The sequence below is a fragment of the Streptomyces sp. NPDC054863 genome, assembly GCF_053610825.1.
On record NZ_JBSGZD010000072.1, the window covers coordinates 18,583 to 30,630 of the forward strand.

A 12,048-nucleotide genomic window follows, 5' to 3' on the forward strand; every position below is an offset into this window, starting at 1 on the left:
ATGGCGAGCCTGGAGTTCAAGCTCCCCGACCTCGGAGAGGGTCTGACCGAGGCGGAGATCGTGCGCTGGCTGGTCGAGGTGGGCGACGTCGTCGCCGTCGACCAGCCGGTGGTCGAGGTCGAGACGGCCAAGGCGATGGTCGAGGTGCCGTGCCCGTACGGAGGCGTGGTCACGGCCCGCTTCGGCGAGGAGGGCACGGAACTGCCGGTCGGATCCCCGCTGTTGACGGTGGCGGTCGGAGCGGAGGCGTCGGAGGGTGACCCGGGGCCCGCCGAGCGCGGTGCCGGTACAGGCGCAGGCACCGGTGCCGGTGACGGCGATTCCGGGTCGGGGAACGTCCTGGTCGGGTACGGCACCACCGCTCCGGCAGCACGCCGCCGCCGGGTGCGGCCTGCGGCGCAGGGCGCCACGAGCGCCACGAGCGCCACGAGCGCCACGAGCCCCATGAACGCCACGAACGCCACGAGTGCCACGAGTGCCACGAGCGCCCACGGTGCGGTGACGGCGAGGGCGGCCACACCCGCCTCCTCAGTGACTCCCGTCGCCCCGGCGACACCCGCTGCCACTGTGGGCGTGCCGCCCGGTCCGCCCGCCGGGCCCGTGCCGGTGATCTCTCCTCTCGTCCGCAGGCTGGCGCGTGAGAACGGCCTCGATCTGCGGCAGCTGGACGGGTCGGGGCCCGAGGGGCTCATCCTGCGCACCGACGTGGAGCGGGCGCTCCGGCAGCCGGAGCCCGCCCCCGCCCGGGCCTCCGCGCCAGCCGCTGCTGCCGCGACCGCCGAGCGTCTCCCCCTCAAGGGCGTGCGCGGCGCCGTCGCCGACAAGCTGTCCCGCAGCCGCCGCGAGATACCGGACGCGACCTGCTGGGTGGACGCCGACGCGACGGAGCTGATGGCGGCCCGTACGGCGATGAACAGCGTGGGAAGCGGCCCCAAGGTGTCGGTCCTGGCGCTGCTCGCCCGGATCTGCGCGGCGGCCCTCGCCCGCTTCCCGGAGCTCAACTCCACCGTGGACACCGAGGCCCGGGAGATCGTCCGGCTGCCCGAGGTGCACCTCGGATTCGCCGCCCAGACCGAGCGCGGCCTCGTCGTCCCGGTCGTCCGCGACGCCCACACCCGCAACGTGGAGTCGCTGGGCGAGGAGCTCGTACGGCTGACCGAGGCGGCCAGGACGGGCCGGCTCACCCCGGCCCAGCTCACCGGTGGCACCTTCACGCTGAACAACTACGGCGTGTTCGGGGTCGACGGCTCCACGCCGATCATCAACCACCCGGAGGCCGCGATGCTCGGTGTCGGCCGCATCGTGCCCAAGCCGTGGGTGCACGAAGGGGAGTTGGCGGTACGCCAGGTCGTCCAGCTGTCGCTGACCTTCGACCACCGGGTCTGCGACGGCGGAACCGCCGGGGGCTTCCTGCGGTACGTCGCCGACTGTGTGGAGCACCCGGCGCTGCTGCTGCGCACCCTCTGAGGCGTCGGGCGCGGTTCCGGTGAGGCGTCGGGCGCGGTTCCGGTGAGGTGCCGGGCGCGGCTCCGGCGCTCCGGGCGGCTCGCGCGCTCCGGCTCCCGGCGGCCCCCCTCGCCGTCGGCCGAGCCGACGGCCCGTACATACTCGGGGCATGAGTGCCCATGCGTATGACGCCGTCGTGCTGGCAGGCGGGGCCGGCAGGCGGCTCGGCGGGGTGGACAAGGCCGCCGTGCGGGTCGGCGGACGGCCCCTGCTCGACCGCGTGCTGACGGCCTGTGACGGGGCAGGGGCCACCGTGGTCGTCGGGGGCCGCCGCGCCACCGCACGGCCGGTGGTCCGGACGCGCGAGGAGCCGCCGGGCGGCGGGCCGCTCGCCGCACTCGCCGCCGGGGTGCGGGAGACCCGGGCCGCGCTCGTCGTCGTGCTCTCGGTCGACCTGCCGTTCATCGACCGGGCGACGGTGGACACGCTCGTCGCCACGCTGGAGTCGGATCCGCATGCGGAAGCCGCGCTGCTCGTCGATGCCGAGGGGCGCGACCAGCCCCTCGTCGCCGCCTACCGTGCGGAGCCGCTGCGCCGCGAACTGGCCCTGCTGGCCACCCAGTACGGGTCCCCGGCCGGTCTCCCGCTGCGCCTGCTCACCGCCGAACTCGCCCTCGCCCGCGTGACCACGGCCGCCCCCCTGGCCTCCTTCGACTGCGACACCTGGGAGAACATCGCAGCAGCCCGTGCCCGCATCAGGGAGCATGGGCACGTGCTGGATGAATGGATCACCGCAGTCAAGGACGAACTCGGCCTCGACCTCGCCGTCGACACCCCCCTCCTCCTCGACCTCGCGCGCGATGCCGCGCACGGCGTCGCCCGACCCGCCGCCCCTCTGACGACGTTCCTGGTCGGGTACGCGGCCGGCCGGGCCGGAGGCGAGGGCTCCGAGGCCGTCGCCGAAGCCGCCCGCAAGGCCACCGCCCTCGCGGCCCGGTGGGCGGCGGAGACCTCCACCGAAACCTCCACGGAGACCTCCGCAGAAGCCCCCAAGGGGACCCCCGCAGAGACCCCCAAAGGGACCACCCCCGCAGAGACCTCCAAGGGGACCTCCGTGGACGGGGACGGACCCGCATGAGCGACACCGACCACGAGATCGACGGAATCGACCAGGCCCTCGCCCTGGTCAGCCGCGAGCAGCCCGCCGTCCCCGCACCTGCTGCCGAAACACCCGCTGCCGAGTCCCCTGCCGCCGAAGCCCCGGCCCGCGCGGACCACGGACCCGGCGCCTGTACCGCCCCGGCCGCCTCCGCGCAGTCCGCCTCCGTGCAGTCCGCCCCCGCACATCCCCCCGCCGTTCCCTGGCCCGAGGCCCGCGCCACCGCCGCCCGCGCCGGGCGCACCGCCCCGGTCCGTCCCCGTCGCGTACCCCTCGGCCAGGCGCTCGGACAGGTACTCGCCGAGCCCCTCGAAGCACTCACCGACCTGCCGTCCTTCGACACCTCCGCCATGGACGGCTGGGCCGTCGCAGGGCCGGGGCCCTGGTCCTTCCACGAGGGCGCGGGCATCCTCGCGGGCCGCGCCGCCCCCGACCCGCTGACCGACGGCGAAGCGGTACGCATCGCCACCGGTGCCCGCATTCCCGCCGAGGCGACCGCCGTCATCCGCAGCGAGCACGCCCGCGCCGACGAGGACAAGCTGCGGCTGTACGCCCAGCGCGAGGTGATCCCCGGTCAGGACATCCGCTCGCGCGGCCAGGAGTGCCGCACCGGCGACCACCTGCTGCCCGCCGGATCCGTGGTCACCCCGGCCGTCCTCGGTCTCGCCGCTGCCGCCGGTTACGACGCACTGCTGACGGTCCCCAGGCCCACGGTCGAAGTGCTCGTCCTTGGCGACGAGTTGCTGACCGGCGGGCTGCCCCACGACGGCATGGTCCGCGACGCGCTCGGCCCGCTCCTCGCGCCGTGGCTGCGTGCCCTGGGCGCCGAGGTCCTGGACACCCGGTGCCTGGGCGACGATCCGGAGGCACTGCGCAAGGCGGTACTCGGCTCCGAGGCGGACGTCGTCGTCACCACGGGCGGTACTGCCGCGGGACCCGTCGACCACGTCCGGCCGTTCCTCGCGAAGGCCGCCGCCACCGGCGCCGAAATCCTCGTCGACGGTGTGGAAGTACGCCCCGGCCACCCCATGCTGCTGGCCCGCCTCGCCCCCGACACCCACCTGGTGGGGCTGCCCGGGAACCCGCTCGCCGCCGTGTCCGGACTGCTGACGCTGGCCGAACCCCTGCTGCGGGCGCTCGCCCACCGGCCGGCCCCCGAGCCGTACCGCGCGCCGGTCCGTGACGAGATCCCGGGCCACCCCGTCTCGACCCGGCTCGTGCCCGTCACCCACCGCACCAGCCCCGCAGGCGCGGACCATGCCGTACCGCTGCGCTACAACGGCCCCGCGATGCTGCGCGGGATCGCCGCCGCCGACGGACTGGCCGTCGTACCGCCCGGTGGCGCACGGGCCGGCGACGAGCTGGAAATCCTCGACCTGCCCTGGGCGGAAGGATGTTTCACGTGAAACACCCGGAACAACTGGTCCGCACGGAAGGATGTTTCACGTGAAACTGCCCGGCCATGACGCGATGGCGCGAGGCGCGGACGAGCATCTGACGACCGCCCCGGTGAAGCTGCCCAAGCACATCGTGCAGCGCCCGCTGCGGCAGGTCACCAGGCGGCTCATGATGGCGCTTCTGGTGCTCGCGGTGACCGTCTTCATCGTGTGGATCGACCGCGACGGCTACCACGACAACTCCGACGGCGGCGTGGATCTCCTCGACGCCATCTACTACTCGACCGTCACCCTCTCCACCACGGGGTACGGCGACATCGTCCCGTACAGCGACGGCGCGCGGCTTATTAATGTGCTGCTCGTGACGCCGCTGCGGGTCCTTTTCCTGATCATCCTGGTCGGCACCACTCTCGAAGTCCTCACCGAGCGGACCCGCGAAGAGTTCCGGCTGAATCGCTGGAGGTCCCAGTTGCGAGACCACACTGTCGTCATCGGGTACGGGACGAAGGGCAGGTCCGCGATGCAGACCCTCATCGCGACCGGGCTGAAGAAGGACCAGATCGTCGTCGTCGACCCGAGCGCCAAGGTCATCGAGACCTGCAACGCGGAGGGGCTGACCGGTGTGGTGGGCGACGCGACGCGCAGCGACGTCCTGCTGCGGGCCGAGCTCCAGCGGGCCCGCCAGATCGTGATCGCCACCCAGCGCGACGACACGGCGGTGCTGGTCACCCTCACCGCCCGCCAGCTCAACCGGGGCGCGAAGATCGTCGCCGCGGTCCGCGAGGAGGAGAACGCGCCGCTGCTGCGCCAGTCCGGTGCGGACGCGGTCATCACCAGTGCGAGCGCGGCGGGCCGGCTGCTCGGCCTCTCCGTGCTCAGCCCGAGCGCGGGCACCGTGATGGAGGACCTGATCCAGCAGGGTTCGGGCCTGGACCTGATCGAGCGCCCGGTCATAAAGAGCGAGGTCGGCAGACACGTCAGGGAGACCGAGGACCTGGTGGTCAGCGTGCTGCGCGGGCACCGGCTGCTCGGTTACGACGACCCGAAGGCCAGCCCGCTCCAGCTCACCGACCGGGTCATCGCGATCGTACGGGCGTCGCCGGGCTCCGAGGGGTCCCACAGCGTACGCGTCACCTCGGCCGAGTAGGGCGGAAACCGGGTCCCCGTGACTCTTCGGAAGGCTCTTCGCAAGGGTCTTCCGACTGATCACAGGGACCGGGGGTAGCCTCGCCGCCATGCATGCGATCACGATCCCTGAACCCGGTGGCCCCGACGCTCTCGTCTGGGCGGAGGTCCCCGACCCCGTCCCGAACGAGGGCGAGGTCCTCGTCGAGGTCGCCGCGAGCGCCGTCAACCGCGCCGACCTGCTCCAGCGGCAGGGCTTCTACGACCCACCGCCCGGTGCGTCCCGCTACCCGGGCCTGGAGTGCTCCGGCCGGATCGTGGCGCTGGGCGCCGGGGTGCACGGCTGGGCCGTCGGCGACGAGGTGTGTGCGCTGCTCTCCGGCGGCGGGTACGCGCAGAAGGTCGCCGTCCCCGCCGGGCAGTTGCTGCCCGTGCCGGACGGCGTGGACCTGGTGACGGCCGCCGCGCTGCCCGAGGTGGCGGCGACGGTCTGGTCGAACGTCTTCATGATCGCTCACCTGCGTCCGGGCGAGACCCTGCTGGTGCACGGTGGTGCGAGCGGCATCGGCACCATGGCGATCCAGCTGGCCAAGACGATCGGTGCGCGGGTCGCCGTCACGGCGGGCGGACCGGAGAAGCTGGAGCGCTGCGCGGAGCTGGGGGCGGACATCCTCATCGACTACCGCGAGCAGGACTTCGTGCAGGAGCTGCGCAAGGCCACCGACGGGAAGGGCGCGGACGTCATCCTCGACATCATCGGCGCCAAGTACCTCGACCAGAACGTGAAGGCGCTCGCCACCAGCGGCCGTCTCGCGATCATCGGTCTGCAGGGCGGTGTGAAGGGCGAGATCAACCTCAACGCCCTGCTGCGCAAGCGGGCAGCGATCACCGCGACGTCGCTGCGTGGCCGCCCGCCGGGTGAGAAGGCGGCGATCGTGGCGGCGGTGCGCGAGCACGTGTGGCCGATGGTCGCGGCCGGGCGGGTGCGTCCGGTGGTCGACCGGGTCTTCCCGATGGACCAGGCGTCCGAGGGGCACAAGGCGCTGGACGAGGGCAGTCACATCGGCAAGATCCTGCTCACCGTGAACTGAGCGGCAGCACACGGCGAGGGGCCCGGTTCCGCACGGAACCGGGCCCCTCGCCGTACGACTCCTGCGGACCTACAGGTACGGACCGCCCGTACGCGCCGCCTGGTGGCCGTCGTCCTCGTCGTCCTCGTGCGAGGAACCCGGCGGCAGGGCTCGGCGCATCTGCTCCAGCTGTGCGCGTGCCGCCATCTGCTGGGCGAACAGCGCGGTCTGGATGCCGTGGAAGAGCCCTTCGAGCCAGCCCACCAGCTGGGCCTGCGCGATGCGCAGTTCCGCCTCGGACGGAATGGCCTCCTCGGTGAACGGCAGTGACAGGCGCTCCAGTTCCTCGACGAGCTCGGGGGCGAGCCCGTCCTCCAGCTCCTTCACCGAGCTGGCGTGAATGTCCTTGAGCCGCACCCGGCTCGCCTCGTCCAGAGGAGCCGCGCGGACTTCCTCCAGGAGTTGCTTGATCATGCTGCCGATCCGCATGACCTTCGCGGGCTGTTCCACCATGTCCGTCACTGGCACCTCGCGCGACTCGTTGTCACCGCCGCCGAGCGCCATTCCGTCCTGCCCGACGACCAGGACCTGGGGGCTCTCCTGCGACCGTTCACTCCTCGGCATTTCCATGCCGCCATTGTCTCGTACACCTGCATCACAAGTGGGTGTGCCCCCGCACTTAGGTGATCCACCTTCGTACGGGGGCACAGCTTGCGCGAGCTGCCGGGTCAGGCCTCCGCACGCCGGGCGAGCGCGCCCCGGGAGCGGGTGACAAGAGCGGCGAGGAGTGCCGCGCCGACGGGGACGGCGATCAGGAGCGCCGCCAGGGTCTCCCACGGGACGACGATGGGGAACTCGGACGACATCATGCCGGGGCCCCAGCCCGAGTCCAGCGCCTCCTGCGCGCTGGCCTCGGATCTCCGCTGCTCGCTGAGCACCAGCGCGATCGCGGGCAGCACCCCGGCCAACGAGCCGAGGACCACGCCCATCAGGGCGACCGTCCCGCACTGGAACCCGCTGAGGGTGCGGCGTACCCGGGGCGGTGCGCCGACCGCGGCGAGGGTCTTCAGGTCGGCTTCGGCGTCCGCCTGGGCGAGGCCGGTGGCGATGCCGGCCGCACCGATGGTGACCAGTCCGGCGAATACCGTCAGGGCCAGCAGCACGATGCCGGTCTTGCCGCTGTATCCGGACTCGGTGTACGGCGGCTGCTCGATGCCGATCTTGTCGAAGGCCCCGTTCAGCGCCTGCGTCTGCTCGCTGGTGGGCAGCGAGGACAGCGAGTAGACCAGCCCGTACGGAACGGTGGTGAACCCGGCGGACCTGGCCAGCGTGGGCGGCACCAGGAGCTGCATGCCGTACGCGTTGACGGACTTCGGCGCCAGGTGCACGGGCAGGTTGCGGATCTCGCCCGGTGCCTCCTTGTTGGCGGCCCTGGCCTCGTCGGCCTTCTTGTGGTCGGTGATCAGCTTGATGCCGGTCTTCCCGTCGACGACGCTCGCCCGGCTGAAGTTGATGGCCTTGCCCTGCTTGAGGGCGGCGGTCACACCGGGGTCGGTGATGCCCAGGACCTTCAGCAGCTTCTCGTCACCGATGGTCACGCCGTTGGTGCCGGGTACGTTGCCGCCGTAGATGACGGCCCCCGCGCAGCGCCAGTCCTTGGCGAGCTTGCGGCGTTCCTCGACCGGGAAGCGTTCGGGGCCCTCGGTGCCTTCGTAGAGCGGGCAGCGGTTGGCCTTGGGCACGACGATCTCGAACTGGCCGCACTTCTTGTCGTCGCTGTACTCGGTGCAGTTCTTGCTGCCGAGGACGATGCGCTGGACGTCGGCGAGCACTTCGAGCGGCATGTTCGCCTGCACTGCCGACCGCATGGCGGGCAGGTCGCGCCCGCCGCCCTCGCCGGACGTCGTCGAACCGCTGGCGTACGGAAGGTCCGCCCGGTACTCGGCGCGCATCTTGGCGTCGTTGCTGGCGGCGTACGTGGACACCGCGACCGTGCCGGCGACGGCGGCCAGTACCGCGGCGACCGCGGGAGCCGTGCGGCCCCGGTTGCGTACGGAGTCGCGCAGGGCGAGCCGCGGGGAGAGCGGCAGCCAGCCGCCGATCCGCCCGAACAGTCCGACCAGGACCGGGGTCAGGGCGACCACACCCAGCTCGGCGATGGCGCTGCCGCCTCCGACGAGGAGGACGCTGTCGCTGGCCGTCGTCCCGTACAGCGCGATCGCCGCGCCGAGCAGGACGGCGATCAGGCCGAGGACCGGCAGTACCCGGTTGGCCTTGCGGACCCCGCGCCGCCCGGTGAGGGAGGCCAGGACGGGCTGCCGGGACGCGGTGATCGCGGGCACGATCGCCGCCATCAGACCGGTGAACACGGCGAGCAGGGCGATGGCGAGGAGTTCCAGGGGGCGCAGGCTGAAGTCGCCGAAGCGCTTGCCGAGCTGGCTCTCCAGGACGGGCTGGAGTGCCAGGGTGAGGGCGATGCCGAGCACGGTGCCGATGACGGCCGCGGTGACGCCGATGACCAGGCCGCCGGACAGGACGATGGCCCGGATGTGGCGGCGGTCGCCGCCGTTGGCGCCGACCAGGCCGAGCTGGCGGCGGGAACGCCTGGCGCCCACCGCGAAGGCGGGGCCCGCGAGCAGGCAGATCTCCAGGAGGGCGAGCCCGACGACGGTGGCGGCTGCCGCGAGGGCTGCGGCGTCGCTGCCGGAGTCCTTGTCCCGTCCGTGCTGCTGGTAGTACGGCACTTCGGAGTCGGCGGGCGGGTTCAGCGCGACCGCGCGGGAGACCACGGAGACGCCCTTGGCGTTGGACTCCTTGACCATGTTCCACGTGAAACCTTCGCCGCCGGTACTCACCAGGTACGAGGTGTCGCCCCCGGTGGTCTCCAGACCCTGGGCTTCGAGGGCCTTGTTCAGCGGGGCGAAGAAGGTGCCGGGCAGGGCGTTGATCTGGTCCGTGTTCAGCTGGTCGGCCAGTTCGTAGGCGCCGACGACCGTGAATTCGGTGTCGAGGGAACGGGCCTTGACCTTGGAGCCGACGGAGAGTCCGCCCGCTTCGAGGAAGTGCGTGGTCGCGGCGATCTCGCCGGCCTTCTCGGGGAACCGTCCCTCGTCGAGGGTCAGGATTCCCTTCGCCAGCGGGTCGGCGGCCTTCAGCTCACGGATCTCGGTGGTGAGCAGCCCGTGCGCGGTGCGGATCCGGGTGCTGCCCTTGCTGTCGGGGAGGGTCTTGGCGCCTGCGGGGACGGCCTTCTTGAGGTCGGTGTTCCCCTCGGGGATGGGCTTGTTCTGGTAGGCGTCCCAGCCGCCGACCGGCTGGACGTCGCTGCGGCCCGCGACCCCGATCTCGGGGGTCTGTTCGATGGCCGTGCCGCCGAAGCCGCCGTCCTGCAACCGGGCGTCGGCCGAGCCGAGCTCGCGGTCCATCCGGTCGGCGGCGGTGAGTTCGGCGCTGCGCAGCGTCACGTCGACGGCGCTCACGCCGAGGATGGGCAGGGCGATCATGGAGAGGACCAGGATGCTGCGGCCCTTGGAGCGCCAGGCGTCGCGGCGGGCTATGCGGATCGCCGCGAGCCAGGAGTGGTACCAGCCGTTCACTTGGCGCCCGCCTGCCCGGCCGTACCGGTGTTCCCGGCCGCACCGGCGACGGTGAGGAGGGAGTCGGCCTCGGTGCGTATCGTCTCGTCGACCACGGAGCCGTCGCGCAGGAAGACCACCCGGTCCGCCCAGGCCGCGAAGCGCGGCTCGTGGGTGACGAGGATGCCGGCCGCGCCCGCCTCGCAGCGTGCGCGGAGCAGGGCGAGCACGGACTCGCCGGTCTCGGAGTCGAGGGCGCCGGTCGGCTCGTCCGCGAGGACCAGGCGGCGGTCGCCGACCAGGGCGCGGGCGATGGCGACGCGCTGCTGCTGGCCGCCGGACATCTCGTCGGGGAACCGGTCGGCGAGGTGGCCGAGGTTCATCTCCTCCAGGGCGGCGAGTGCGGAGACGCGGGCCTTGCGGGCGGACGTCCCGTCGAGCTCGCGCGGCAGCGACACGTTCTCGGCGGCGGTCAGTGCCGGGATGAGGTTGTAGTCCTGGAAGACGTAGCCGATGCTGCGGCGCCGCAGGGCGGCGAGCTCCTTGCGGCCGGCCTGCGTGATGTCGGTGCCCTCGACGACGACCCGCCCCGAGGTGGGGAGGTCGAGGCCGCCCGCGATGGTGAGCAGGGTGGACTTGCCGGACCCGGAGGGGCCCATGACGGCGACGAGTTCGCCGGGGAAGACGGAGAGGTTCACGCCGCGCAGGGCGTGCACCTCGGTGGCGCCGCTGCCGTGCACCCGGGTCAGTTGCTCCAGCTGCAGCACGGGTCGCTGGGACTGCTGATGCTGTTGGGACTGATGAGGCAGCTGGGACTGGTCGGACATGAGTGTGGGTCCCCCTGAGAAGGCCGCGGACGCGGGGCGCCGGGCGGGAAAGGAGCGGTGTGCGGGGTCAGCGCGGGGCGCCGGGCGGGAAGCGTGCGGTGTGCGGGGTCAGCGCCGTCCTGCCCGGTGCCGTGGCACCGGGGTGACCGAAGCCTCCCGGGCGTCCGAGGACGCGGGAGCGCTGGTGGACCTCGGTGTGTCGGCCGCCGGCGGAGTGGCTCCCCGCGCGGCCGATGCGGAGAGCCGGACGAGCCGGGACTCGGAGTGGTCGAGCCAGCGCGCCTCGGCCTCGGTCTGGAAGATCAGCTGCTCCAGTACGAGCAGCCAGGCCATGTCGTCGCGGCCTCCGGGGTTGGCCAGGAGGTCGCTCCGAGCGCTGCCCGACTCCACCGCGACCAGGGCCTGGGCCTTGAGCCGGGTGTAGTCCTGCATGGCTTTCAGCGTGGCGTGCCGCTGGGACTGGATGACGGCCCGGATGTCGACGCCGGGTGCGCCGACGGCCATGGCGAGCTTGATGGCGAGTTCGTCGCGGGGCGGGCTGGTGCGGTCGACGGGCCGCTCGAACCACTGGTGCAGTTCGTCGCGTCCGGCGTCGGTGATCGCGTACAGCGGATGCCCCGCGTCGTCGTCGCCGTCCGGGGCGACCATGCCGTCGCGCTCCAGGCGGCTGAGCGTCGTGTAGACCTGCCCGACGTTCAGCGGCCAGGTGGCGCCGGTCCTGGACTCGAATTCGGTACGCAGCTGGGAGCCGTACCGGGGGCCCTGTTCGAGTAGGGCGAGGAGCCCGTGGCGGATCGACATACTGAGTATGTATACCGAGTATGGACCTCCTGGCAAGTCTCGCCCGCGGCTGACGGGCCGTCTACCAGCGGCGCAGCCGCATCCCCAGGAACCCCAGCCCGAGCCCCACCAGGACGATTCCGGTTCCCAGCGGCAGCGCCCGGACGTTCAGCAGGTAGGGGCGCGGGGAGGCCTGCCGCAGAGAGGTGGGGGCGCGCGTCCCACGTGCAGGTTCGGGGGTACGGGGCGTGGCGGCCGGCGGTCGTTGGGCGGGCGGGGCCACCGGTACGTACGCCGCGACCGGCCGCAGTGCTTCCGGCTGTGGCGTCCGCCCGGGACGGACCCGCCCGACCCCGGCCCGCCGTCCGGCGAGACGCCCGTCGAACCGGTCCACGGCCACCGGTGGGTCCGAGGGGGCGGGAGGGGCCGGGGAGTCGGCCGGGGCGGGCGGTGCCGCGTACGACGGGGCGTACATCCCCAGCGAAACGGTGATCCCCAGCGAAGCCGTCGCCGCGAGAGCGGCGACCTGTGCACGGAGCCTTGGAGCCATGGGCGACCGCCTCCCGTCCGGAACCGCCGAGCCATCGGACTCAGCGTCACATACGGCAACAAAGCGGGCACGCGGATCGAGCCATACGGACGCGGCAAGGGGACGGGCAAGGGGACGGC

General features: G+C 72.7%; 10 protein-coding genes. 5 read left to right on the forward strand and 5 right to left on the reverse strand.

The window, feature by feature from the left end; all coding sequences use genetic code 11:
• From ACWGIG_RS16035 to ACWGIG_RS16055, 5 genes are all read left to right on the forward strand, one after another.
• Positions 1-1,467, forward strand: coding sequence for a dihydrolipoamide acetyltransferase family protein (locus ACWGIG_RS16035; protein WP_453322213.1), 1,467 nt, complete (start codon positions 1-3; stop codon positions 1,465-1,467).
• A 148-nt stretch (positions 1,468-1,615) separates the two neighbouring features.
• Positions 1,616-2,584, forward strand: a complete 969-nt coding sequence (locus ACWGIG_RS16040; protein WP_453322205.1) for an NTP transferase domain-containing protein — start codon at positions 1,616-1,618, stop codon at positions 2,582-2,584.
• Positions 2,581-4,011 (forward strand): molybdopterin molybdotransferase MoeA, encoded by a 1,431-nt coding sequence (locus ACWGIG_RS16045; RefSeq protein WP_453322206.1) that lies wholly within the window; start codon positions 2,581-2,583, stop codon positions 4,009-4,011. Before ACWGIG_RS16040 ends, ACWGIG_RS16045 begins: the two co-directional genes overlap by 4 nt.
• Before the next feature lie 31 nt (positions 4,012-4,042).
• Entirely contained in the window at positions 4,043-5,149 is a 1,107-nt protein-coding gene (locus ACWGIG_RS16050) for a potassium channel family protein (protein WP_453322207.1), read from the forward strand.
• Positions 5,150-5,237: 88 nt separating this feature from the next.
• Positions 5,238-6,218 carry an NAD(P)H-quinone oxidoreductase gene (locus ACWGIG_RS16055; protein ID WP_453322208.1) on the forward strand — a complete coding sequence of 327 codons (981 nt, stop codon included), beginning with the start codon at positions 5,238-5,240 and terminating at the stop codon, positions 6,216-6,218.
• A 69-nt stretch (positions 6,219-6,287) separates the two neighbouring features.
• On the opposite strand, the gene ACWGIG_RS16060 is transcribed toward ACWGIG_RS16055, so the two are convergent.
• The 5 genes from ACWGIG_RS16060 to ACWGIG_RS16080 all read right to left on the reverse strand — a co-directional run bounded on the left by ACWGIG_RS16060 (position 6,288) and on the right by ACWGIG_RS16080 (position 11,929).
• Positions 6,288-6,761, reverse strand: a complete 474-nt coding sequence (locus ACWGIG_RS16060) for a bacterial proteasome activator family protein (protein ID WP_453322214.1) — start codon at positions 6,759-6,761, stop codon at positions 6,288-6,290.
• Positions 6,762-6,925: 164 nt separating this feature from the next.
• Positions 6,926-9,793, reverse strand: coding sequence for an FtsX-like permease family protein (locus tag ACWGIG_RS16065; RefSeq protein WP_453322209.1), 2,868 nt, complete (start codon positions 9,791-9,793; stop codon positions 6,926-6,928).
• Positions 9,790-10,599, reverse strand: a complete 810-nt coding sequence (locus ACWGIG_RS16070; protein WP_453322210.1) for an ABC transporter ATP-binding protein — start codon at positions 10,597-10,599, stop codon at positions 9,790-9,792. Before ACWGIG_RS16070 ends, ACWGIG_RS16065 begins: the two co-directional genes overlap by 4 nt.
• Before the next feature lie 108 nt (positions 10,600-10,707).
• A complete protein-coding gene (locus ACWGIG_RS16075) occupies positions 10,708-11,400 on the reverse strand; it encodes a PadR family transcriptional regulator (protein WP_453322211.1) in 693 nt (230 codons plus the stop codon).
• Between the two features lie 61 nt (positions 11,401-11,461).
• Positions 11,462-11,929: a hypothetical protein gene (locus ACWGIG_RS16080; protein ID WP_453322212.1), complete on the reverse strand. Its 468-nt coding sequence runs from the start codon at positions 11,927-11,929 to the stop codon at positions 11,462-11,464.
• Positions 11,930-12,048 lie beyond the last annotated feature (119 nt).